The sequence below is a fragment of the Celeribacter indicus genome (assembly GCF_000819565.1).
GTDB classification, from domain to species: domain Bacteria; phylum Pseudomonadota; class Alphaproteobacteria; order Rhodobacterales; family Rhodobacteraceae; genus Celeribacter; species Celeribacter indicus.
This window is the reverse complement of sequence record NZ_CP004394.1, coordinates 99501-122063: the sequence shown is the minus strand read 5'-3', so window position 1 is coordinate 122063 and position 22563 is coordinate 99501. Positions and strand designations below refer to the sequence as shown.

The following is a 22563-nucleotide window of genomic DNA, read 5'->3' as shown; positions in this document are numbered from 1 at the left end:
GCCGTCTTTCCGGTTCGCCTCAGTCGAAGCCGATGATCGCCTTGATCTCGAGGAATTCCTCCATCCCGAACACGCCCATCTCGCGGCCGTTGCCGGACTGCTTGTAGCCGCCCATCGGGGCGACCGTGTTGGCCGGCGCACCGTTGTAGAACACGCGCCCCGCCTTCATCCGGCGGCAGACGTCGAGCGCCTGATCCCTGTCCGCGCCGAAGACATAGGCGCCGAGCCCGTATTTCGTGTCATTGGCGATGTCGATGGCCTCCTCCACCGTCCCGTAGGTGAGGATCGCGGTGACCATGCCGAAGATCTCCTCCCGCGCGATGGTCATGTCGCGGGTGATGTCGGAAAAGATCGTGGGCCGCACGAAGAAGCCGCGCTCGAGCCCCTCGGGGCGGCCGGGTCCGCCGACGATGATGCGTCCGCCCTCCTTCACGCCCGTTTCGATATAGGACTGGATCCGGTCGAACTGGGCGCGGTTGACCACCGGACCGTGGGTCGTGGCCGGATCGGTTGGATCGCCGACGCGGATCTCCGCGGCATAGTCGCGAAGGTAGCCTTCGAGCTCGGCGAGCTGGTCCTCGTGGACGAGGATGCGGGTCGGGGAATGGCAGGACTGGCCGCTGTTGGAGAAACCGCGGGACACGTTGTAATGTGCCGCCGCGCGCAGGTCGGCATCGGGCAGGATGAGGTTCGCGGATTTGCCGCCGAGCTCCTGGGCCACGCGCTTCACCGTCTTCGCCGCCGCCTCGGCCACGAGGATGCCCGCCCGCGTCGATCCGGTGAAGGACACGATGTCGATGTCCTCATGGCTGCTGATCGCGTTGCCGACGCCCGGCCCGTCGCCGTTCACGAGGTTGAACACACCCGCGGGCACGCCCGCCTCGTGCAGGATCTCCGCGATCACGATCGCATCCACCGGCGTGAATTCGGAGGGCTTCACCACCACGGTGCAGCCCGCCGCGAAGGCCGAGGAGATCTTGTTGCAGATGAGCTGCGCCGGCCAGTTCCAGGGCGTGATGAGACCCGCGACGCCGATCGGCTCGCGCTGGATGATGTTCACGCCGAGCCGGGTCTCGAACTCGTAGCCCTTCAGCGTCTCCACCGCCTGCCTGAGAGAGGCGAGCCCCGCGCCGCATTGCTGCTTGAGCGAGACGGGCGCGCCCATCTCCTCCGTCAGCGCGGCCATCAGCTCGCCGGAGCGCTTCTCGTAGACCGAGATGATCGACTCCAGGAGCTCGATACGCTCCGCCGGCGTCGTGCGCCCGAAACTCCCGAAGGCCCGGCGCGCCGCCGTCACGGCACGGTCCACATCCTCGGGACTGCCGAGGGCGACGGTGGCAAAGACCTCCTCGGTCGCGGGATTCACGAGCTCGAAGGGCCGCGAGGAGACCGGATCGACCCAGGCGCCGTCGATATAGAACTGTCCGTACTGTTTCATCATGTCCTTTCCGGCCCTCCGTCAGTCGAAGACGAAGACGCCTTTCCCAATCTTGCGTTCGTCGAAGAGATCATAGGCGCGCCGCGCCTCCTCGAGACGGAAATCGTGGGTGAACAGCGTCTCCACGTCGAGACCGCGCTCGGCCACGAAGGCGGCGCAATCGTATTGCATGTTCTTCGAGAAGGTCAGCGAGCCGAGCAGCGATTTCTGGAGCTGGATGATCTGGTGCACGTCCACCTGCATGTCGCCATAGGCCCCCACCATGCAGGCGGTGCCGTTGAGCCGCACCGCCTCGAGCGCCTGGCGCCGCGCGTCGCGGTTGGCCGAGCATTCGATGGATTTGTCCGCGCCGTGGCCGCCGCGGGTCAGATCGCGGATCGCTTCCACCGGATCGTCCTTCAGCGGGTTGATGACGTAGTCGGCGCCGAATTTTTTCGCCATGCCGAGGCGCTCCTCGCCGATGTCGAGCGCGATCACCCGTGCGCCGAAGGCTTTCGCGAACATCGTGCAGCTCAGCCCCACCGGCCCCTGACCGAAGATCGCCACCGTGTCCTCGCCGGTCAGATCGACGCGCTTGATCGCGCCGAAGGCCGTGCCGGTGCCGCAGGAGACCGCCGCCCCCGCCTTGAAGGACAGCTCGTCGGGCAGGCGCACGAGGGTGTGGGCGGGCACCTTCATGTAATGCGCATGCGAGCCGTCGCCGTTGAGCCCGCCGTAGACGATCTTCGAATGGGTGCAGAGCTGGGTCGAGCCGGAGCGGCATTCGTGACAGGTCCGGCAGCCGTCGTAATGGTGCACCATGACGCGGTCCCCGATCCGCGCCTCGTTCGGATGCACGGCGCTGCCGATCTCGGCCACGACGCCGCAGGGTTCGTGCCCCTCGATCACGATCTGGTCCTCGGACCGTTTCGGCCCGTGCAGGTGGTGCAGGTCGGTGCCGCACATGCCGGAGGCCCGGATCTCCACGATCACCTCGTCGGGGCCGGGGGCGGGATCGGGGTAGTCCCGGATCTCGAGCTCTCCCTCCCCGAGAAAAACCACTGCTTTCATCACTCTGTCTCCTCAGGTTTCATCACACGGCCTCGAGCACGAGGGCCGTGCCCTGGCCGACGCCGACGCACATGGTGCACAGCGCGTATCTGCCGCCGCGGCGCTTGAGTTCGCGCGCCGCCGTCAGCACGAGCCGGGCCCCCGACATGCCGAGCGGATGGCCGAGCGCGATGGCGCCGCCGTTCGGGTTGACATGCGGCGCATCGTCGGGAACGCCGAGGGCGCGCAGCGTGGCGAGCGCCTGGCTCGCGAAGGCCTCGTTCAGTTCGATCAGATCCATGTCCGCGATGGAGAGACCGGTGCGCGCGAGCACCTTTTGCGTGGCCGGCACGGGACCGATGCCCATCACCCGCGGGGGCACGCCGGCGGCGGCCATCGCGACGATGCGCGCGACCGGCGTCAGCCCCTGCGCCGCCACCGCCGCCTCTCCGGCCAGCAGCAGCGCCGCCGCGCCGTCGTTCACGCCGGAGGCATTGCCCGCCGTGACCGTGCGCTCCGGCCCGTTCACGCCGCGCAGTTTCGCGAGGGTCGCCGTATCCGTGCCGGGGCGGGGATGTTCGTCCCTGTCCACCGTGACCGGGTCGGCCTTGCGCCTCGGCACCTGGACCGGCGCGATCTCGTCGCCGAACACGCCCGCCTCATGGGCGGCCTGCCAGCGCGCCTGCGACCGCGCGGCGAAGGCGTCCTGATCCTCGCGCGAGATGCCGTGATCCCCGGCCACGTTGTCGGCGGTCTGCGGCATGGAGTCGGTGCCGTATTGCGCCTTCATCTTCGGGTTCTCGAACCGCCAGCCGATCGTCGTGTCGTAGACCGCGTTGGCGCGCGAGAAGGCGCTCGTGGCCTTCGGCATGACGAAGGGCGCGCGGGACATGGATTCGACGCCGCCCGCGATCACCATGTCGTAGTCGCCCGCCCGGATCCCGCGCGCGCCCATGCCGACCGCATCCATGCCCGAGGCACAGAGCCGGTTCACCGTTGTCCCCGGCACCTCGACCGGCAGCCCGGCCAGGAGCGCGGCCATGCGCGCCACGTTGCGGTTGTCCTCGCCCGCCTGGTTGGCCGAACCGAGGATCACCTCGTCGAGCCGCGACCAGTCGACCTGCGGGTTGCGCTCCATCAGTGCGGCGATCGGCAGCGCGGCAAGGTCGTCCGCGCGGATCGAGGACAGCGCGCCGCCGTAGCGCCCGATCGGTGTGCGGATCCCGTCACAGATGAATGCGTCCATAAGTTTCTTTCCTGCGTCTGACACCGTGATTCACGGTGGAAATTTGATATTCGGCCCCGGCCGGGGGAGGAGAGGCCGGCCGGGGCCTTGGGGGGCAGCCGGGAGCGGAGCGCGCCGCGTCCCGGTGCGTTCCGCTCAGAGCTTCCCGGTGAGTTCCGGGAGGGCGTCGAAGAGGTCTGCGACGAGGCCGTAGTCGGCGACCTGGAAGATCGGGGCCTCCTCGTCCTTGTTGATCGCGACGATGACCTTGCTGTCCTTCATGCCGGCGAGGTGCTGGATCGCGCCGGAGATGCCGACGGCGATATAGAGCTCGGGCGCGACCACCTTGCCGGTCTGGCCGACCTGGAAATCGTTCGGCGCATAGCCCGAATCCACCGCCGCGCGGGAGGCGCCCACCGCCGCGCCGAGCTTGTCGGCCAGGCTTTCGACGATCGCGAAATTCTCCTCCGACCCGAGCCCGCGCCCGCCCGAGACCACGATCTTCGCCGAGGTCAGCTCCGGCCGGTCGCTCTCGGCCACCTTGTCCTCCACGAAGGCCGACAGGCCGCTGTCGCCCGCGCCCGAGACGCTCTCCACCGGCGCCGGGCCGCCGCTGCCGGCGGCCTCGAAGCTCGAGGTGCGGAAGGTGATAACCTTCTTTTCATCTTTCGAGCGTATCGTCTGGACAGCGTTGCCCGCATAGACCGGGCGCGTGAAGGTTTCGGCATCCACGACGGAGGTGACATCGGTGAGGACCATCACATCGAGCAGCGCGGCCACCCGCGGCAGCACGTTCTTGCCCGTGGTCGTGGCGGGGGCGACGATATGAGCGTAATCGCCCGCCAGCGAGACGATCAGCCCGGCCAGCGGCTCGGCCAGCCCGTGGGCATAGGCGGCATCCTCCGCGAGGAGCACCTTCGCGACGCCCGCGATCCCGGCAGCGGCCTCTCCGGCCGCGGCGGGGCCGCAGACCAGCAGCGTCACCTCCCCGAGGCTCGCGGCGGCGGTGACCGCCTTCGCGGTGGCATCCGGGGCGAGCTCCCCGCCCGCAACTTCGGCAAGACACAGAACGGCCATCAGACGAGCCCTCCTTCCTTGAGTTTCGCGACAAGTTCGTCGACGGAGCCGACCCGGACCCCGGCGGCCCGCGCCGGCGGCTCCGCGGTCGCCACCACCGTCAGGCGGGGGGAGGTGTCGACGCCGTAATCGGCGGCCGTCTTCTCCTCGAGCGGCTTCTTCTTCGCCTTCATGATGTTCGGCAGGGAGGCATAGCGCGGCTCGTTGAGGCGCAGGTCGGTGGTGACGATCGCCGGCAGCGGCACGGAGATGGTCTGCAACCCGCCGTCGACCTCGCGGGTCACCACGGCCTTGCCGTCCCCGACCTTCACCTCGGAGGCGAAGGTCGCCTGGCCCCAGCCCAGCAGCGCGGCCAGCATCTGCCCGGTGGCGTTCATGTCGTTGTCGATCGCCTGCTTGCCGAGGATCACCAGATCGGGGCTCTCCGCCTCCGCCACCTTCGCGAGGATCTTCGCCACGGCGAGCGGTTCGATCTCCACGCCCTGCGCCTCCTCCACGAGGATCGCCCGGTCCGCCCCCATCGCGAGCGCGTTGCGCAGCGTGTCCGTCGCCTTCTTCTCCCCGATCGACACGACCACAACCTCGGTCGCAACACCCGCCTCCTTCAGCCGGATCGCCTCCTCCACCGCGATCTCGTCGAACGGGTTCATCGACATCTTCACATTCGCAAGATCGACACCCGTGCCGTCCGCCTTAACCTTAACCTTCACGTTGTAGTCGATCACCCGTTTGATCGGTACGATTATCTTCATATCCTGAGTCCAGACTTTCCGTTGTCTGCGCCGGAGCGGCCATGCGGCCCGGCCCCGAAAGCGCAGCATTGCAACCGGCGTGCCATCGCGGCCCGCGCCGGTCAGTTTCCGTTGAAATTCGGCTTGCGCTTCTCCTTGAAGGCGGCGACCGCCTCCTTGTGGTCCGAGCTCGTCCGCACCAGCGCGATATGCGAGGCGAGCGCGTCGAGATGGGTGCGCAGGTCCACGTCGAGCGATTGCCGCACGAGCTGCTTGATGAAATGGACCGAGAGCGGCGCGGCCTCCGCGATGCGGCGGGCATAGGCGGCGACCTCCTCGCGGAAGCTCTCGTCGGGATAGACGTGGTTGACGAGCCCGAGCGACAGCGCCTCCTCCGCCCCGACCCAGCGCGCGGTCCAGAACATGTCGAGCGCGACCGACTGGCCGACGATGCGCGGCAGGAACCAGGCCCCGCCGACACCCGGCACGAGGCCCATCTTCGCATAGGTTTCGGCCATCCGCGCGGAGGCGGTGGCGAGCCGCACGTCGCACATCAGCGCGATGTCGAGCCCGCCGCCGACCGCGACGCCGTTGATCGCGGCGATCACCGGCTTCTCGATGGTCTCGACGCAGCGGGCGAGCGACTGGGTGTTGGCGACGATGCCCGCCCGCGCCTCGAGCGGGGTCCGTTCCGCTTTGCCCTTCATCCCGCCCATGTCGCCGCCGGCGGAGAAGGCCGTGTCCGAGCCGGTGAAGACGATCACGCGCACGTCCTCGCGGGTCCTGCACTCCTCGAGCCAGCCGACCCACTGGCGCACCATCTCGTCGGTGAAGGAGTTGCGCTTGTCCGGGCGGTTGATCGTGATGGTCGCCACGCCGTCGGCGACCTCGAACAGAAGATCTTCTGACATTCCGGGATGTTCCTTATTCTTCGGGGCGCATGCGATAGAGGAAGGTGGCGGTCATGCTCTGCACCACCTCGTCGTGCTGGTTGACGAATTCCCGCCGGAAGGAGACGACGCCGCGCCCCGGTTTGGAAGTGGGTTTCTTGCTCAGCACCTTCGACCGCATATGCACCGTGTCACCATGCTTGACGGGTTTCAACATCCGCCATTCGTCGATGCCGAGCACGGCGAGAAGCGTGCCGTCGTTGACGCCGCTGGCATATTGCAGCCCGCCCATCACCGCGTAGACCAGTGGCGCATGGGCGATGGGTTCGCCGAAGGGCGTCGTCCTGCAATATTCGAAATCGGTATGGACCCCGTTGAAGTCGCCCGACAGGCAGGCGAAATTCACGATATCGGTCGAGGTGATGGTGCGCCGCGGCGTCTCGATCACCTGGCCCTCCTCGAAATCGTCGAAATACATGCCTCTGACATTCGTGCTCATCTTCTTTCCTTTCCGGGATTAGCGGGCTTCGGCGGTGAGAATGGCGGTGCAATGGGAGGACATGACGCCGCCTTCCCCGTGCACCAGCGCCGCCGAGGCGCCCTGTGTCTGCCGCTCGCCCGCCTCGCCGCGCAGCTGGCGCACGGCCTCGACGATGGCCATGAGCCCGCCGACCGCGCCGGCATGGGCATGGCTCAGCATGCCGCCATGGGTGTTGACCGGGAGCCGGCCGCCGATCCGCGCCTGGCCTTCGGCGAAACGCGCGCCGCCCTCTCCGCGCGGGGCGAGGCCGAGCTCTTCCATCTCGATGATCGGCACGATGCTGAAACAGTCGTAGAGCATGGCGAGATCCATGTCCTCGGGCCCGAGCCCGGCCATGCCATAGGCGGTGCGCCCGGAGATCTCCGCGCCGAACTCGGTCAGGCTCGGGGCGCTGGTGAGATGTTCGTGGGTATGCGCCTCGCCGATGCCCGCGAGGTAGACCTCCCGCCCCGGCAGGTCCTTCGCCCGCTCGGGCGTGGTGACGACGAAGGCGCCGCCGGCGTCCGAGATCAGGCAGCAGTCGTACATGCAGAGCGGGTCGGAGATCGGCTTGGACGCGATGACCTCGTCGAGCGTCAGCGGGGTTTTCATCTGGGCGTTCGGGTGTTTCAGCGCATTGTCGCGGAAGGTGACGGAGACGGCCGCCATCTCCTCGCGTTTGGTGCCGTATCTCTCCATGTAGGCGGTGGCGACCATCGCGTAGAGCGAGGGGATGCCGATGCCATAGGGCGCCTCGAAATAGGGGTGGCCGACGGCGGAGAGCGCGCTCACCGCGTCGTCGCGCGACATGCCGGTCGCCCGGTTCTCGCCGGCGCAGACCAGCACCACCTCGGCGGCACCCGTGCTCACCGCCTGTGCGGCATGGTGCAGCATCGCCGTCGGGGAGGCGCCGCCGACCACGAGCGAGCCGCCGTATTTCGGGGAGATGCCGAGATATTCGGCCAGCACCGATCCGAGCATGAAATAGGGTTCGGTAAAGGAATAGGCGGTCAGCAGCCCGTCCACGTCGGTATGCTTCAGCCCCGCATCGGCAAGGGCGCGGCGCGCCGCCTGCGCGTTCAGGCCCAGTCCGGTCATGTGGGGCAGGCGCCCGATATCGCTTTCGCCGACACCGACGATGACGGCCTTGTTGCGCAATGTCATAACGATCCTTCACTGTGTTTCGGGGCGCGTGGCCCGGTTTCCCCCGGCGGACACATCGGACGGCCCGCGTCTGTCGGCCGGATCAAAGCAAACGCCGTGCCAGAAGGGGAAACTTGCGCGGGACTTTCCCTTTGGCATGGGGTTTGCTTGGAGCGGGGCGGGATATGGGGCGGTCCGGCGCGGCCGCGCCCGTGTCCTCAGAGAATTCAACCGGGCTTTGGCGCGGCGGGGACGGGATGTGCTATCCTGTCCGGGGTGGTCCGCAGGTCGGACGCCCGCAGCCCGTGCGGAGGCCGAGGTCAACCAGAGAGGACATCTGATGATGGATGAAATGCTTCCCGAGGAGATCCCCGCGATCCGCGACTCGATCCGCCGGTTCATGGCGACCGAGGTCGTCCCCGTGATGGACGAGGTCGAGGCGCGCGGCGAGTTGCCGCGTGACCTGATCCGCAAGGCGGGCGAGGCCGGGTATTACGGCGCGACCTTCCCCGAGGAGGTCGGCGGCAGCGACATGGGCTATCTCGCCGCGGCGGTCATCATCGAGGAAATCGCCCGCGCCGACATCCGTTTCGGCGGCTTCAACCAGAACGGCGGCAACTGCCCGGCCTGCATCTATCTCGGCGGCACGCAGGACCAGATCGACAGATACGTTCCCGACCTCCTCGCCGGCAATATCGTCGGCATGATGGCCCTGACCGAGGCGGGCGGCGGCTCGGACGCGGCGGGCGCGATGAAGACCACGGCGCGCCGCGACGGCGATGTCTACAAGCTCAACGGCTCGAAGATGTGGGCGACGCTCGGCGACGAGGCGGATGTCGGCGTGCTCTTTGCCAAGACCGACCCCGAGGCGGGTGCGCGCGGCGTGTCGGCCTTCATCGTCGAGCCGAAGAAATTCCCCGGCTACACCGCCCAGGCGATCGACGTCGGCCTGTCGAACGCCTTCCGCGTGGCGGCGGTCTATCTCGACGATTTCACCGTGCCGGCGGAGAACCTGCTCGGCAACGAGGGCGAAGGGTTCAAGATCATCATGCGCGCGCTCCAGGGCGGCCGCGCGGTGATCGGGGCAAAGGCGCTCGGCATCGCGATCGGCGCCTATGAGGATGCGGTGCGCTATGCCAACGAGCGGGTGATCAAGGGCAGCCCGATCGGCAAGTTCCAGATGATCCAGGGCCAGATCGCGGAGATGGCCGTCGCCATCGAGGCGAGCCGCGCGCTCGTCTACCAGGCCGCGCAGGCGATGGATCGGGAGCTTCCGACCAACCGCATCGCCTCCATCGCGAAGTTCCACGCCTCCACCACCGCGAAATTCTGTGCCGACACGGCGCAGCAGATCTATGGCGGCTACGGGCTGTCGAGCGAATACCGGATCTCGCGCTACAAGAAATACGCCGATCTCATGTTCACCGGCGAGGGCACGGCGAACGTCCAGAAGATCCTGATCGCGGAGGATGCGCTCGGTTACAAGCAGGCGGACCGCCACCATGGCAAGACCGGCCTGCGCCAGATGGGCCGCGGCGCCGCCTGAGCGGGTCGGCGCCACAAGGGAACACGGGAAAGGCGCTCCCGCCGGGAGGCGCCTTTTTCATGCCCTGTCCGTTTCGAGGACATCCAGGAGAAAAACTGTCACATCTTGTAGACGCGTCGCGCCGTGCCGCTGAACAGCGCCGTCTTTTCCGCCGCGGAGGCGCCGGCGGCGATATGCTTGAACATGTTCCAGAGGCTCCCGTAGGTGCAGCCGGCCTTTTCCACCGGGAAGTTGGAGGCGACCATGCAGCGGTCCGCCCCGAACATCTCGAGACAGGGTTCGGTATAGGGCCGCCAGAGCCGGGCGAGCTCTTCGGAGCGGGGCGGCCGCTCCGCCCTCCCGAAATCGAAGGCGGCGAGCGTCATCAGCAGCCCGCCGAGCTTGACGGAGACGTTCGGGCAACGCGCGAGTTCGGCCATGTCGCGCCTCCAGGCGGCATGGACCTCGTCGCCGCGGCCGCGATAGCTGCCGTGGCCGACCGGACTGCCGGAATGGATGAGCACGATCCGCGCCTCGGGCACCGCACGGGCGAGGGCGGTCACGTCGGGGATCTGCGGCGAGTAGATGCTCGCCTCGAACACCAGGTCGCGCCGGGCCAGCGCGCGCAGCCCCGCGCGGACCTCCTCCGTAAGGTAGAGCCCCGGCGTCTCGGCGCTGACCGCGCCCTTCACCACCGGGTCGGGATCCCATTTCGCCCGCATCCTCACCCCGGCGACACGGCCGTTCCCGGCGGCCTGCTGCGCGTCGAGCAGTTCGGGAAGCGCCTCCCCGAGGGTCAGGTCGGCATGGGCGACGATGCGCCCGGCAATATGCGCGCCGGTGTATCTCCCGCTCGCCGCGATGGCGGCCTGGCCGAGGGCGAATTCCGTCTCTCCGACGCTTCTCAGATGCGCGGGGCCCTCCGCGCGATACATCGAGTTGCATTCCACGAAGACGGTGTCGGTGACGCGATGGCCGCATTCCGCGATGTCGCGCGCGAGGTCCTCCGCGAAATAGCGATAGCCCGTCGGATGGTCCCAGAGATGGGTATGCGCATCGACGATCGGCAGATCCGGCTCGAGCGGCTCCTCGGGCTCCGCGCGCGCCAGCCAGTCCGGCCGGGGCGCCTGGGTGCGGCTGAAATCGGTCTCCGTCCGGTCCGCGTTCATCCTCTGTCTCCTGTGTCCGTGCCTGTGCGCTCCGCCCGCCACGGCGCAAATCCCGTACCACCCGCGGGCCCCGCCCGCGGGGGCGGCCTTTGCCGCCGTCGGAGCCGGTGCCGCGGAGTTTGGCACGGGGATTGCGGAGGCTCCACCCAACAACGAGGAGGCAACGGCACAATGACCCAGACCAGGAATGAGCCCGCGGACACCACGGCACGGCTGCCGTTCGAGAGCTTGCCGGTGCATCCGGCCGGCCAGTCTTTCGACATGCTCGCGGGGGTGACGGTGCTCGATCTCACCACCTCGGTGGCCGGTCCCTACGCGACGATGCTCCTGTCCGACTTCGGCGCCGACGTCATCAAGATCGAACGCCCCGCGGGGGATGACGCGCGCAGCTGGGGACCGCCCTTCCACGACGAGCAGGCGCTGTGGTTCACCGCCGTCAACCGCAACAAGCGCAGCGTCGTCGTCGACGCCCAGACCGAGCAGGGGCGCGAGGATCTTCTCGCACTCGTGCGGGGGGCGGACGTGATCGTGACGAACCAGCCGCCCGCGGTGCAGCGCAAGCTCGGCCTCGATTACGACACGCTGCGCAAGGAGCGCGCGGATCTCATCTTCGTCTCGATCACCGGCTTCGGGCTCGATGGCGAGCGGGCCGACCTGACCTGCTACGACCTCATCGCGGAGGGATATTCCGGGATCATGGACATCACCGGCGCGGCGGGGGGCGAGCCGCAGAAGATCGGGGCGCCCGCCGCCGACATGCTCGCCGGGCAGGATGCCGCGATGGCGACCATCGCCGCGCTGCTCGGGCGGCACCGGACCGGCGAGGGGCATCTCATCGACGTGAGCCTCGTCGAGAGCATGACCCGCTTCCTGACCTGCCGCATCTCGCCCTATCTCGGCTCCGGCGACGTGCCGACCCGCTCGGGCGGGCGCGACAGCGTGATCGCGATCTACCAGCCCTTCGACACCGCCGACCTGCCGATGACCCTCGGCCTCGGCTCGGACGCGATCTGGAAGCGGTTCTGGGACGCGGTGGGCGATCCCGACTATGGCGCGCGGCCCGAGTTCCGCACCAATGCCGACCGGCGCCGCGACCGCCCGGCGATCGTCGCGCGCATCCAGGAGATCCTGCGCAGCCGCACCCGCGACGACTGGCTGCGGCTCTTCGCCGGCGCGCGCGTGCCCGCCGGGCCGATCAACCGCGTGGACGAGGTCGTCTCCGACCGCCACCTTCAGGAGCGCGGCCTGTTCTACGGGCTCGAGGACGAAACCGGGCGCGTGGCGCCGCAGATCGGGCTCGGCATCCGCATCGACGGGCAGGCCAGCTACGGCCGCCGCCTGCCGCCGCCTCTGGGCGCGGATACGGAGGCCGTGCTGGGCGCGCTGCGCACCGCCCATGATGCGGACTGAATGATCACGCGTTTAAGGAGGGAATTCGGGATGGGTTTTGAAGAGATCGAGTATTTCGAGGAGGGCCCTGTGGGGGTGATCACGCTGAACCGTCCGGACCACGGGAACATGTTCACGGCGCGGATGTGTCACGAGATCCGGGACTGTATCGAGGGGATCCGTCGGGAGACGCGGACGCGTGTGGTGGTTCTGACGGGGGCGGGGGAGCGGTTCTTCTGCATCGGGGGCCAGAAGGACGGGATGGAGCAGACGACGCTGTATGCGGGGACGCTGCCGGTTCTGGAGATGTACGAGGCGATCGACAAGCTCCAGAAGCCGGTGATCGCCTCGGTGAACGGGTTCGCGGTGGGGGGCGGCAACGTGTTGCAGGTGGTCTGCGACGTGACGATCGCGAAGGAGAGCGCGGTGTTCCGGCAGGTGGGTCCGATGATGGGGTCGTTCGATGCGGGCTACGGGACGTGGTATCTGGAGGATCTCGTGGGCAAGAAGCGGGCCAAGGAGATCTGGTATTGCAACCGCAAGATGACGGCGGCGGAGGCGCTGGAGATCGGGATGATCAACCGGGTGGTTCCGGACGACCAGCTTGCGGAGAAGACGCGGGAGTTCGCGCTGGAGATCGCGGACCGGGGGTCCTTTGCGCTGGCGGCGATCAAGGGGGCGTTCAACGCGCGCCACGGCGGTGTGGGGGGCCTGTCGCGGGTGACGCACGACCTTCTTCTGACGCAATACCTGCGCTCTGCGGAGCACGGGGAGCTCAGCGAGAGCTTCAGCGGGCGGCGGCGTCCGGACCCGTCGAAATTCGGCCAGTGAGCAGGGGAGGCAGAGGATGAAACCGTTCCTGACACTTCACGATCCGGGCACGGCGCGGGGCTATTACGAGGCCGGGCTGTGGCGGGGGGAGACCTTCTACGGGCTTCTGGCGCGGCATGCGCAGGCGCGGCCGGAGGCGATGGCGCTGCGCGACGGGCGGGTGTTCCTGGACTGGCAGGGACTGAAGGCGCGGGTCGACGCGATGGCCGACAACCTTGTGGAGGAGGGCCTGGTGGCGGGGGACCGTCTGTCGGTGTGGATGTCGAACCGTGTGGAGGTGGTGATCACCTTCCTGGCCTGCGCGCGGGAGGGGATCGCCTGCAACCCGTCGCTGCACCGCAGCTACACCTGCGCCGAGATCGTGGAGCTTCTGAACGAGCTGGGGGCGCGGGCGCTGGTGACGGAGCCGGGCTGGGGCGCGGACCGGGCGGAGCGGGACTTCGAGGCGATGCTGTCGGAGGTGCCGAGCCTGGGGAAGGTCTATACGCCGGAGCGGTTTCCGGGCCATATCACGCAGGTGAACCGGGTGGCGCATGGCAACCCGGACAGCGTGGTCTACCTGGCCTTCACCTCGGGGACGACGGGGCGGCCGAAATGCGTGATGCATTCGAGCAACACGCTTCTGGCGAATGCGCGGGACCTGGCGCGGGACTGGGCGCTGTCGGATCAGTCGGTGATCCTGACGCTGAGCCCGTTCTCGCATCACATCGCCTGGGTGGCGCTGGGGCAATGGCTGGTGTGCGGCGGGACGCTGGTGATGGACGACCCGCCGGAGGGGATGAGCCGGCTGGACTGGATCACGGAGACGGGGGCGACCTATGTTCTGGGGGTGCCGACGCATGCGATGGACATCCTGGCCGAGCAGAAGCGGCGGGGTCTGGAGCGTCTGGGGCAGGTGCAGACCTTCTACATGGCGGGGGCGCCGATCCCCGAGGTGGTGGCGAAGGCCTTCGTAGACCAGGGGATCGCGCCGCAGAACATCTACGGGATGACGGAATGCTCGTCGCATCAATACACCCATCCGGGGGATCCGCCGGAGGTGTGGATCCGGACCTGCGGGCGGGGCGGTCCGGCCTATGAGGTGCGGATCTGGGACCCGGAGGATCCGGACCGGGAGCTTGCGCCCGGCCAGTCGGGGGAGATCGGCGGGCGCGGCGCGGCGATGATGCTGGGATATTTTGCCAACCAGGCGGCGACGGAGCGGACGATGAACCGGCACGGCTACCTGCTGTCGGGCGACCTGGGCTCGTTCGACGGGCAGGGCAACCTGCGGATCGAGGGGCGGATCAAGGACCTGATCATCCGGGGCGGTCACAACATCTTCCCGTCGCGGATCGAGGCGCTGGCGCTGAGCCATCCGCGGGTGGAGAAGGCGGCGGCGTTCGGGGTTCCGGACGCGCGCCTGGGGGAGAAGGTGTGCCTTGCGGTGATCGGCGATGTGGGCGCGGCGGAGATGCTGGCGCATCTGGCGCGGGAGGGGCTGTCGAAATTCGACATGCCGGAATGGTTCGCGGCGGTGGAGGACCTGCCGCTGACGGCGAGCGGGAAGATCCTCAAGCGCGAGCTGGCGCAGATGGTGGCGCGGGGCGCGCTGTCGCCGGAGCCGGTGCGCTACGGGGCGCGGAAACAGGGGGTGTGAACGGATGGCAGTAGACCTCGAGCGGGAGGGCGGGCTTGCCGTGCTGCGGCTGAACCGTCCGGAGGCGCTGAACGCGCTGTCCTTCGCGGTGCTGGACGAGATCGGCGCGGCGCTGGACGCGGTGGCGGCGATGGCGGGGGTGCGGGCGCTGCTGGTGACCGGGGCGGGGGAGAAGGCGTTCTGCGCCGGCGCCGACATCAAGGAGCTGCGCCACCGGTCGCTGGCCGAGCAGAAGCACGGGGCGGAGCTGGGGCAGGCGGTCTTCGCGAAGCTGGACCGGCTGCCGGTGGCCTCCGTGGCGCTGGTGAACGGCTATGCCTTCGGCGGCGGGGCGGAGCTGGCGATGGCCTGCACCTTCCGGCTGGCCGCGCCGCAGGCGGCGTTCGGCCTGCCGGAGATCAAGCTGGGGCTGATCCCCGGCTATGGCGGCACGCAGCGGCTGCCGCGGCTGGTGGGGGAGGCGCGGGCGCTGGAGCTGATCCTGACCGGGCGCACCGTGCCGGCGGCGGAGGCCGAGCGGATCGGGCTGGTGAACGCGGTGGCGGAGGGCGACCTGCTGGAGGCGGGGCGGGCGTTCGCCGGGCGGTTCACGCGCTACAGCCTGCCGGTGCTGGAGCTGGCGCGGCGGGCGGTGCAGCGGGCCGGGGACACGGCGCTTCAGGCGGGGCTGGAGACCGAGGCGGATCTCTCGACGCTGGCCTATCGCACGGCGGATGCGGAGGAGGGCATGGCCGCCTTCGAGGAGAAACGCAAACCGGAGTTCAGGGATGGCTGAGGGACAGATCGTGGTCACGGGGGCGTCGAAGGGGATCGGGGCGGCGATTGCCGCGGAGCTCGAGGGGCGGGGCCATCCGGTGGTCTGCCTGTCGCGCTCGGGCCGGGGGCCGGCGGGGCGGCAGATCGCCTGCGACATGACCGAGGAGGCGGCGGTCGCCGCGGCCTTTGCGGCGATCGCGGCGGAGGGCCCGGTGGCGGGTCTGGTGAACAATGCGGGGGTGCATATCGGCGGGCCGATCGCGGCGCTGAGCGTGGAGAGCTTCGAGGAGACGATGGCGCTGAACGCGACGGCGGTGATGGTGGCGGCGCGGGAGGCCTATCCGCACCTGCGCGCGGGAGGCGGCGGCACGATCGTCAACATCGGCTCGTTCTTCGACAAGCTGGGCGTGCCCGACAACCTGGCCTATTGCGCCTCCAAGGCGGCGGTGGCGGCGATGACGCGCTGCATGGCGGTGGAATGGGCGCGCGACGGGATCCGGGCGCTGACGGTGGCGCCGGGCTATATCGAGACCGACCTGAACCGCGACTACCTCGCGCGCGAGAAGGTGCGCGCCTGGATGCGCAGCCGGATCCCGACGGGGGCGCCGGGCCGGCCCGAGGACGTGGCGCGGCTGGTCGCGGCGCTGTTCGGGGAGGACATCGGCTTTCTGACCGGGGAGACGATCTACATCGACGGGGCACAGGGGATGAACCACTGATGAACATGCATGAGCGGATGCTGCAAGGCCGCGGCTGGAACGACGAGGAGCGCGCGATCCTCGAGCAGGTGCAGCGCATGAGCGACGAGGTGATCGCGCCGAATGCGGAGCGGGTGGACGCGACCGGCGAATTCCCCTGGGAGAATGTCGAGGCGATCAACGCGCTCGGGCTGAACGCGGTCTTCGTGCCGGAGGAATATGGCGGCATGCCGATGTCCTACCGGCTCTACCTGGAGATCGTGGCGATCCTCTCGGAGGCCTGCGCCTCGACCGGGATCATCTATGCCACGAATTACCACGGGATGAAGCCGCTGATCGAATACGGCAGCGCCGAGCAGAAGGCGCGCCTGCTGCCGGCCATCGCCGAGGGCGGGCTGGGCGCGCTGGCGATCACCGAGCCCACCGCCGGCTCGGACGCGACCGGGATGAAGACCTCCTTCACGCCGGAGGGCGAGGAGATCGTGGTGAAGGGCAGCAAGATCTTCATCACCAATGGCGACGTGGCCGACCGGATCCTGCTGTTCGGCAAATGGGCCGGGATCGCGGAGCCGAAGAAGGCGATCTCCGTGCTGGTCCTCGAGAAGGGGGCCGAGGGGTTCAGCGTGATCTCGAAAGAGAAGAAGATGGGCCACCACGGCTCCTCGACCTGCGCGCTGTCCTTCGACACCGTCCGCGTGCCGCGCGCCAACCTGGTCGGGGAGCCGGGCGAGGGGCTGAAGATCCTGCTGGGCTCGCTCAACCGCTCGCGGCCCTCGGTGGCGGCGCATGCGCTCGGCATCGCGCGGGCGGCGTTCCGCGACATGGTCGCCTATGGCAGCGACCGGGTCCAGGGCGGCAGGCGGGTGCTCGACTTCCAGGGCAACCAGTTCATGCTGGCGGACCTGGCCAGCGAGCTCGTGCTGGTGGAGAGCTGGCTCGACCATGTCGCCGGCCTGGTCGACGGCGGGGCGGAGGAGTTCGGCATGGAGGCCTCGGTGGCGAAGATGCGCGCCTCGGACCTGGCGATGCGGATGGCCACGGAATGCGTGCAGGTCCACGGCGGCTACGGCTATTGCCGGGACTACCGGGCGGAGCGGCTGATGCGCGACGCGAAGATCACCCAGATCTGGGAGGGGACCAACCAGGTCCACCGCCAGCTCATCGGACGGAGTTTTATCAGGAAATGACCGATATCAGGAAAGTCGCCATCTGCGGTGCGGGTGGCACCATGGGCGCGGGCATCGCCATCGTCGCGGCCCGCGGCGGGTTCGAGACCGTCTGCTTCGACATGTCCGCCGAGGCGCTGGCGCGCCAGCGCAGGGCGGCCGGGACGTTCTTCGGCACCTCGGTCGAGAAGGGCCGGATGAGCGCCGGGGACAGGGAGGCCACGCTCGCCCGGATGAGCGACACGACCGATCTGGCCGATCTGGCGGAGTGCGACCTGGTGATCGAGGCGATCTTCGAGGATCTCGACATCAAGAAGGATCTGTTCGGCAAGCTGGACCGGATCTGCAAGGAGGGCACGATCTTCGCCTCCAACACCTCGACCCTGTCGATCACCGAGATCGCCGCCGGCTCGGGCCGGGCCGACCGCGTCGTGGGGATGCACTTCTGCCTGCCGGCGCAGGTGATGAAGCTGATCGAGATGTCGCGCGGCCTCAACACCTCGGACGAGACCTTCAGGGCCGCCTGGGCCTGGACGGAGGCCTGCGGGCAGAGCCCGGTGGAGACCCAGGACAAGCCCGGCTTCATCCTCAACGCGCTGCTGGTGCCGTTCAACAACGACGTGATCCGCGCGATCGAGGCCGGGCTCGCCTCCGCCGAGGAGATCGACCTCGCGATCCGCTCCGCGCTCGGCTACAGGATGGGGCCCTGCACGCTGCTCGACCTGATCGGGCTCGACACCCAGCTGCGGCTCGGCGAGGCCTTCTACCCGATCACGCTCGACCCGCGCGCCGCGGTGCCGCCGCTCTGCCGCCGGATGGTCGCCGCCGGGCGGCTCGGCACCAAGTCGGGCGGCGGGCTGCTCACCGGCCGCCTGCCCGAAAAGGCCGTCGAGGCCCCCGCCTACAGCCTGCGCTCCGCCGGCGAAAGCCGCTCCTTCCCCGCCGGCGATCCCTTCCTCGCCGGCGCCCGCGACGGCGACGCGGCGGAGGTCACGATCCACCTCGGCAGCGGCTTCGCCCCCGACCCCGCGAAGACCGCCGTGCTCGTCGAGCTCGACACCGAATGCCTCGGCCTGCACACCGGCGAGGACATGGGCCGCGAGGGCTCCAACGCCGTCGGCTTCGCCCGCTACCGCAACGGCGACGACCCGCCCTCCAACCTCATCGAACTGGTGCGACAGCCCGCCACCGACCCCGCCGCCCTCGCCGCCGCCCGCGCCGTGTTCGACTGCGCAGGCTTCGACGTCGTCACCTGCGCCGACCGCCCCGGCCGCATCGTCGACCGCCTCGTGCGCCCCAAATACAACGACGCCCTGCGCTTCCTCGACGACGGCCTCGCCGCCGCCGAAGAAATCGACAGGACCTGCCGCATGGGCCTCGGATACCCCGACGGCCCCATCGAACGCGTCACACGCGGCGGCCTCGCGCGCCATTGCGAAATCTCCAACAACATCTTCAAAATCACAGGACAAACCGCTTTCGCTCCACAAAGAGCACCAACAATACAAAAAATAAGGGCGAAAAGCGAATGAAGGGGGCGCTCGACGGCATTCGCGTGCTCGACTTCTCGACGCTCCTGCCGGGGCCGATGGCGAGCCTGTTCCTGCGCGAGGCGGGGGCGGAGGTGATCAAGGTGGAAAACCCGGCCCGCGGCGACGAGATGCGCAGCTACAGCCCGAAATGGGGCGAGGACAGCGGCAATTTCCATCTGCTCAACGCAGGCAAGAAAAGCCTCGCCGTCGACCTGAAATCGCCGGAGGGGCGGGCGCGGCTCGCGCCGCTGATCGCGGAGGCGGATATCCTCATCGAACAGTTCCGCCCCGGCGTGATGGCGCGGCTCGGCCTGTCCTACGACGAGGTGCGGGCGCAGAAGCCCGACATCATCTATTGTTCGATCACCGGCTATGGCCAGACCGGGCCGCGGGCGCAGCGTGCCGGGCACGATCTCAATTACCAGGGCGATGCGGGGCTGCTGGCGCTGAGCCACGGGCCGGAGGGGGCGCCGGTCCTGCCGCCGGCGCTGATCGCGGATATCGCGGGCGGGACCTATCCCGCGCTCGTCAACATCCTACTCGCGCTGCGCCAGCGGGACCGGACGGGGGACGGGGCCTGGCTCGACATCGCGATGGCGGAGAACCTGTTTCCCTTCACCTACTGGGCGCAGGCCGATGGGCGGTTCGGCGGCAACTGGCCCGGCAACGGCGACGCGCTCGTGACCGGCGGTTCGCCGCGCTATGCGCTCTATCCCATGGCGGACGGGCGGATCCTTGCGGCCGCGCCGATCGAGGACAAGTTCTGGGTGCGGTTCTGCGAGGCTATCGGGCTCGACCCCGCGCTGCGCGAGGATGCCGCCGATCCGGCGGCGACCCGTGCCGCCGTGGCGCGTCGCATCGCGGCCGAACCTTCCGCCCACTGGAGCACGATCTTCGGGGAGGCGGATTGCTGCTGCACCGTCCTTCAGACGCTCGAGGAGGCGATGCGAGATCCCCATTTCACCGCGCGTGGCCTGTTCGCGGGCGAGATCGAGAACGGTGCGGGCACGCGCAGCCCGGCGCTTCCGATCCCGGTCTGTGCACCGCTGCGGGCGGAGCCCGGCCCGCGCCATGCGCCGCGCCTGGGAGAGGGCTCCTCCGAAGGCTGACGGCGTGTTCCCTCAGGCGGAGGGTTCGCGCAGGGTTTCGAGTTTCTTGTAGAGATAGGAGCGGGACACGCCGAGATGTTCGGCGGCCTTCTTCTTGTTGCCCTTGAAGCGGATGATCGCGTCGTGGATCAGCTTGGCCTCGAGCGCGTCGAGGCTGTCCTTGAGCGAGCCGGTCCTCGCCTGCGGTGCCGCGAGCTCGGCGGCCGGGGCGGCGGCGGGTTTCACGCCCGGTGTCTGCGACTGGAAATCCGCGACGCTCAGCCGGCCGCGCTCGCAGAAGACGAAGGCGCGTTCCATGACGTGACGCAGCTGGCGGACGTTGCCCGGCCAGTCCTGCTCCATGAGGAAGGAATGCACGTCCGGGTCGATCTCCGGGATCACGCGGTTGTATTGCTTCGCCAGATCTTCGGCGAAATGGTTGATCAGCAGGGGGATGTCCTCCAGCCGCTCCCCGAGGCTCGGCAGGGCGATCACGACCGGGCTGATCCGGTAGAACAGGTCGAGGCGGAAGCGCCCCTCCTGCACGAAGGTCTCCAGATCCCGGTTCGTCGCGCTGCACAGCCGGAAATCGACGTGCTTGGGGGTGCTGCCGCCGACCCGTTCCACCATCCGGTCCTGCAACACGCGCAAAAGCTTCGACTGGGTGTCGAGCGCCATGTCCCCGATCTCGTCGAGGAAGATCGTGCCCTTGTCGGCCTGTTCGAACTTGCCGGGCCGGCCCTTGCGGTCGGCGCCGGTGAAGGAGCCGGCCTCGTAGCCGAAGAGCTCGCTTTCCACGAGCGAGTCGGGCAGGGCGGCGGCGTTGACCGTCACCAGCCGTCCGCTCTGGCGGGCGCTCAGCATGTGCAGCGCCTGCGCCACGAGCTCCTTGCCCGTGCCGCTTTCGCCCTGGATGAGCACGGGGATGTCGAGCGGCGCGATCTTGCGGATCTGTTCGCGCACGGACTGCATGGCGAGGCTCTGGCCGATGATCATGTCGAGGAATTCCTCGCCGCGGATCTTCTGGCGCGACTGGTTCTTGTAGGCGGCGATCTCGCTTTCGAGGTCGCGGATGCGCTTCGACATCGCGTCGAGCTGTTGCGGGCCCTTGAACATCACGCGGCCGATGGCGCCGACGACCTTGCCGTTGTGGCGGATCGGGTGGCGGGAAACGACGCGCTCGTTGCCCTGCATGTGCTGGATCTGGCCGACCTCGGCAATGCCGGTGCGCACGACCTGGTGCAGGCGCGTATTCTCGATCACGTCGCGCACCTTCTTGCCGATGCCCTCGCCGTTCTGGAGGCCGAAGAATTTCTCGTGCACGGGGGAGATGAATGCGACCTTCTGTTTCGCGTCCACCACCGCCATCGCGTCGTAGGGATCCGACAGGATGTGGTTGAAGATGTCATAGGCGAAGGGCACGTTCAGCACGAAGCTGAGCACCACCTCGCTCGGGCTGTCCGACAGGATGGTCAGGTAGCCGCCGGCGATCTCCGTCGTGAGTGCGATGAGGTCCCGGTCGGTCAGCAGGACAGGACGCATCCGCGTCTCCACCGCCTCCCGGAACCAGCCGGCATCCGAGAGCATTTCGCGGATCCGCGGATCCGTGGCCACGCCGAAGCTGGTGACAAGGGCGCCCTGGCTGTCGTTGAGAGCGACACCCTGGATACTGATCGTCTCTTCTGTCGTCATGGATGAAGGTCCTCCCTCCTGTCAGCGTAGAAACAGGGCAGCCCGCATGCAAGCCGGGAATCGTCTTCGTTGACCACACAGGACGCGATATTTTGTTCACATCGTGGTCATATGTCGTCTGCTCGGGGGACAGACGCCCCGTTTCGGTGCCCGCCCCGTGGCACAGGGATTGCGCCGCCCCCGGTCGACGAGACAATCAGGACAGGGCGGACCATGGCTGCAACATTTGAAGACATCCTCTACGAGATCGACGGGCATGTGGCGACGATCACGATCAACCGGCCGGAAAAGCTGAACTCCTGCACGCCGCAGACGATGCGGGAGATCGAGACGGCGCTCGACATGGCGGGGAAGGATCCCGTGGTCGGGGTGGTGGTGTTCACCGGCGCGGGCGAGAAATCCTTTTGCGCGGGGGCGGACGTGTCGAAACAGCGCGAGGGCAAGATGGGGCACACGGGCCCGCGGGAATTCGCGCCGCCCTACCTGACCTTCAGCCAGTGCCCGAAGCCGATCATCGCGCGGGTCAACGGCTATGCCATCGGCGGGGGCAACCATTTCGCCTATTTCTGCGATTTCACCATCGCCGCGGATCACGCGATCTTCGGCCAGAGCGAGCCGCGCGTCGCCTATCCGACCTCCGGGCCGGTGGTCAATTACCTGGTCCGCGTGGTCGGGCAGAAGCGCGCGCGGGAGATGTGGATGCTCGGGCGGAAATATTCGGCGCAGCAGATGCTCGACTGGGGCCTCGTGAACGCGGTCGTGCCGATGGCTGATCTCGATGCGGAGGTGAAGAAATGGTGCGACGAACTCCTTGCCGTCGCGCCCACCTGCCTCAAGGTCTACAAGGCCACCTTCGTCCAGGAATTCCAGGACCTTCTCGGCCAGGGCGACAGCCTGCGCCGCTGGATGGTGCCGGACGATTACCGGGAGACGGAACAGAAGGAGGGCACCACCGCCTTCCTCGAAAAGCGCAAGCCGGACTTCTCCCGCTTCCGCGCCGCCCCCGACCGGGAGGAGTGATCCCG

20 protein-coding genes are annotated in these 22563 nt (G+C 68.4%); 10 read left to right on the top strand and 10 right to left on the bottom strand.

Features of this window, described 5'->3' with window-relative positions; translation table 11 throughout:
- Positions 1-19 precede the first annotated feature (19 nt).
- The 8 genes from P73_RS22645 to P73_RS22610 form a co-directional block, all read right to left on the bottom strand.
- Positions 20-1438, bottom strand: coding sequence for an aldehyde dehydrogenase family protein (locus P73_RS22645; RefSeq protein ID WP_043872224.1), 1419 nt, complete (start codon positions 1436-1438; stop codon positions 20-22).
- A gap of 21 nt (positions 1439-1459) precedes the next feature.
- Positions 1460-2488 carry a zinc-dependent alcohol dehydrogenase family protein gene (locus P73_RS22640; RefSeq protein WP_043872174.1) on the bottom strand — a complete coding sequence of 343 codons (1029 nt, stop codon included), beginning with the start codon at positions 2486-2488 and terminating at the stop codon, positions 1460-1462.
- Between the two features lie 22 nt (positions 2489-2510).
- Positions 2511-3713: a 3-oxoadipyl-CoA thiolase gene (pcaF, locus tag P73_RS22635; protein WP_043872173.1), complete on the bottom strand. Its 1203-nt coding sequence runs from the start codon at positions 3711-3713 to the stop codon at positions 2511-2513.
- A 135-nt stretch (positions 3714-3848) separates the two neighbouring features.
- On the bottom strand, positions 3849-4769 hold the full coding sequence (locus tag P73_RS22630; RefSeq protein ID WP_043872172.1) for an electron transfer flavoprotein subunit alpha/FixB family protein: 921 nt from the start codon (positions 4767-4769) through the stop codon (positions 3849-3851).
- The gene (locus P73_RS22625) at positions 4769-5521 is read right to left on the bottom strand and encodes an electron transfer flavoprotein subunit beta/FixA family protein (protein ID WP_043872171.1); all 753 of its coding nucleotides are present in this window, start codon (positions 5519-5521) and stop codon (positions 4769-4771) included. Before P73_RS22625 ends, P73_RS22630 begins: the two co-directional genes overlap by 1 nt.
- Before the next feature lie 101 nt (positions 5522-5622).
- Positions 5623-6411 carry an enoyl-CoA hydratase/isomerase family protein gene (locus P73_RS22620; RefSeq protein ID WP_043872170.1) on the bottom strand — a complete coding sequence of 263 codons (789 nt, stop codon included), beginning with the start codon at positions 6409-6411 and terminating at the stop codon, positions 5623-5625.
- Between the two features lie 13 nt (positions 6412-6424).
- A complete protein-coding gene (locus tag P73_RS22615; RefSeq protein ID WP_052453644.1) occupies positions 6425-6889 on the bottom strand; it encodes a MaoC/PaaZ C-terminal domain-containing protein in 465 nt (154 codons plus the stop codon).
- Between the two features lie 18 nt (positions 6890-6907).
- The gene (locus tag P73_RS22610) at positions 6908-8074 is read right to left on the bottom strand and encodes a thiolase C-terminal domain-containing protein (RefSeq protein ID WP_043872168.1); all 1167 of its coding nucleotides are present in this window, start codon (positions 8072-8074) and stop codon (positions 6908-6910) included.
- A gap of 319 nt (positions 8075-8393) precedes the next feature.
- Here P73_RS22610 and P73_RS22605 point away from each other — a divergent pair, with 319 nt between their 5' ends.
- Positions 8394-9599 (top strand): acyl-CoA dehydrogenase family protein, encoded by a 1206-nt coding sequence (locus tag P73_RS22605; RefSeq protein ID WP_052453643.1) that lies wholly within the window; start codon positions 8394-8396, stop codon positions 9597-9599.
- A 98-nt stretch (positions 9600-9697) separates the two neighbouring features.
- Here the strand turns inward: P73_RS22605 and P73_RS22600 are convergent, their stop codons facing one another.
- On the bottom strand, positions 9698-10747 hold the full coding sequence (locus P73_RS22600) for an amidohydrolase family protein (protein WP_043872167.1): 1050 nt from the start codon (positions 10745-10747) through the stop codon (positions 9698-9700).
- Between the two features lie 171 nt (positions 10748-10918).
- Between P73_RS22600 and P73_RS22595 the strand changes: the two genes are divergently transcribed.
- Genes P73_RS22595 through P73_RS22560 form a run of 8 tightly spaced genes read left to right on the top strand, consistent with a single transcriptional unit; the run spans position 10919 to position 19867 of the window.
- Positions 10919-12157: a CaiB/BaiF CoA transferase family protein gene (locus P73_RS22595; protein ID WP_074743324.1), complete on the top strand. Its 1239-nt coding sequence runs from the start codon at positions 10919-10921 to the stop codon at positions 12155-12157.
- Positions 12158-12187: 30 nt separating this feature from the next.
- Positions 12188-12967, top strand: coding sequence for an enoyl-CoA hydratase-related protein (locus tag P73_RS22590; RefSeq protein WP_043872151.1), 780 nt, complete (start codon positions 12188-12190; stop codon positions 12965-12967).
- Positions 12968-12983: 16 nt separating this feature from the next.
- A complete protein-coding gene (locus P73_RS22585) occupies positions 12984-14606 on the top strand; it encodes a class I adenylate-forming enzyme family protein (protein ID WP_043872150.1) in 1623 nt (540 codons plus the stop codon).
- Between the two features lie 4 nt (positions 14607-14610).
- On the top strand, positions 14611-15381 hold the full coding sequence (locus tag P73_RS22580; RefSeq protein ID WP_043872149.1) for an enoyl-CoA hydratase/isomerase family protein: 771 nt from the start codon (positions 14611-14613) through the stop codon (positions 15379-15381).
- Complete coding sequence (locus P73_RS22575) at positions 15374-16081, top strand: SDR family NAD(P)-dependent oxidoreductase (protein ID WP_043872148.1); 708 nt, start codon at positions 15374-15376, stop codon at positions 16079-16081. The genes P73_RS22580 and P73_RS22575 overlap by 8 nt, the downstream gene beginning before the upstream one ends.
- Positions 16081-17247 carry an acyl-CoA dehydrogenase family protein gene (locus P73_RS22570; RefSeq protein WP_043872147.1) on the top strand — a complete coding sequence of 389 codons (1167 nt, stop codon included), beginning with the start codon at positions 16081-16083 and terminating at the stop codon, positions 17245-17247. Before P73_RS22575 ends, P73_RS22570 begins: the two co-directional genes overlap by 1 nt.
- On the top strand, positions 17244-18758 hold the full coding sequence (locus P73_RS25260; protein WP_074743320.1) for a 3-hydroxyacyl-CoA dehydrogenase family protein: 1515 nt from the start codon (positions 17244-17246) through the stop codon (positions 18756-18758). The genes P73_RS22570 and P73_RS25260 overlap by 4 nt, the downstream gene beginning before the upstream one ends.
- Positions 18755-19867, top strand: a complete 1113-nt coding sequence (locus P73_RS22560) for a CaiB/BaiF CoA transferase family protein (protein ID WP_043872166.1) — start codon at positions 18755-18757, stop codon at positions 19865-19867. Before P73_RS25260 ends, P73_RS22560 begins: the two co-directional genes overlap by 4 nt.
- Positions 19868-19879: 12 nt before the next feature.
- On the opposite strand, the gene P73_RS22555 is transcribed toward P73_RS22560, so the two are convergent.
- Positions 19880-21538, bottom strand: a complete 1659-nt coding sequence (locus tag P73_RS22555) for a sigma-54 interaction domain-containing protein (protein WP_043872165.1) — start codon at positions 21536-21538, stop codon at positions 19880-19882.
- 213 nt (positions 21539-21751) lie between these two features.
- On the opposite strand from P73_RS22555, the gene P73_RS22550 reads away from it, so the two are divergent.
- Complete coding sequence (locus P73_RS22550) at positions 21752-22558, top strand: enoyl-CoA hydratase-related protein (protein WP_043872164.1); 807 nt, start codon at positions 21752-21754, stop codon at positions 22556-22558.
- Positions 22559-22563: the final 5 nt, after the last annotated feature.

What these genes read in the sequence shown, in the direction of transcription:
- P73_RS22550 (WP_043872164.1), top strand. Translation starts at nt 21,752, where the DNA reads ATGGCTGCAACATTTGAAGACATCCTCTACGAGATCGACGGGCATGTG.
- P73_RS22585 (WP_043872150.1), top strand. Translation starts at nt 12,984, where the DNA reads ATGAAACCGTTCCTGACACTTCACGATCCGGGCACGGCGCGGGGCTAT.
- P73_RS22570 (WP_043872147.1), top strand. Translation starts at nt 16,081, where the DNA reads ATGAACATGCATGAGCGGATGCTGCAAGGCCGCGGCTGGAACGACGAG.
- P73_RS22590 (WP_043872151.1), top strand. Translation starts at nt 12,188, where the DNA reads ATGGGTTTTGAAGAGATCGAGTATTTCGAGGAGGGCCCTGTGGGGGTG.
- P73_RS22600 (WP_043872167.1), bottom strand. Translation starts at nt 10,747, where the DNA reads ATGAACGCGGACCGGACGGAGACCGATTTCAGCCGCACCCAGGCGCCC.
- pcaF (WP_043872173.1), bottom strand. Translation starts at nt 3,713, where the DNA reads ATGGACGCATTCATCTGTGACGGGATCCGCACACCGATCGGGCGCTAC.
- P73_RS22620 (WP_043872170.1), bottom strand. Translation starts at nt 6,411, where the DNA reads ATGTCAGAAGATCTTCTGTTCGAGGTCGCCGACGGCGTGGCGACCATC.
- P73_RS22615 (WP_052453644.1), bottom strand. Translation starts at nt 6,889, where the DNA reads ATGAGCACGAATGTCAGAGGCATGTATTTCGACGATTTCGAGGAGGGC.
- P73_RS22630 (WP_043872172.1), bottom strand. Translation starts at nt 4,769, where the DNA reads ATGGCCGTTCTGTGTCTTGCCGAAGTTGCGGGCGGGGAGCTCGCCCCG.
- P73_RS22560 (WP_043872166.1), top strand. Translation starts at nt 18,755, where the DNA reads ATGAAGGGGGCGCTCGACGGCATTCGCGTGCTCGACTTCTCGACGCTC.
- P73_RS22580 (WP_043872149.1), top strand. Translation starts at nt 14,611, where the DNA reads ATGGCAGTAGACCTCGAGCGGGAGGGCGGGCTTGCCGTGCTGCGGCTG.
- P73_RS22595 (WP_074743324.1), top strand. Translation starts at nt 10,919, where the DNA reads ATGACCCAGACCAGGAATGAGCCCGCGGACACCACGGCACGGCTGCCG.
- P73_RS22645 (WP_043872224.1), bottom strand. Translation starts at nt 1,438, where the DNA reads ATGAAACAGTACGGACAGTTCTATATCGACGGCGCCTGGGTCGATCCG.
- P73_RS22610 (WP_043872168.1), bottom strand. Translation starts at nt 8,074, where the DNA reads ATGACATTGCGCAACAAGGCCGTCATCGTCGGTGTCGGCGAAAGCGAT.
- P73_RS22640 (WP_043872174.1), bottom strand. Translation starts at nt 2,488, where the DNA reads ATGAAAGCAGTGGTTTTTCTCGGGGAGGGAGAGCTCGAGATCCGGGAC.
- P73_RS22555 (WP_043872165.1), bottom strand. Translation starts at nt 21,538, where the DNA reads ATGACGACAGAAGAGACGATCAGTATCCAGGGTGTCGCTCTCAACGAC.
- P73_RS22625 (WP_043872171.1), bottom strand. Translation starts at nt 5,521, where the DNA reads ATGAAGATAATCGTACCGATCAAACGGGTGATCGACTACAACGTGAAG.
- P73_RS22575 (WP_043872148.1), top strand. Translation starts at nt 15,374, where the DNA reads ATGGCTGAGGGACAGATCGTGGTCACGGGGGCGTCGAAGGGGATCGGG.
- P73_RS22605 (WP_052453643.1), top strand. Translation starts at nt 8,394, where the DNA reads ATGATGGATGAAATGCTTCCCGAGGAGATCCCCGCGATCCGCGACTCG.
- P73_RS25260 (WP_074743320.1), top strand. Translation starts at nt 17,244, where the DNA reads ATGACCGATATCAGGAAAGTCGCCATCTGCGGTGCGGGTGGCACCATG.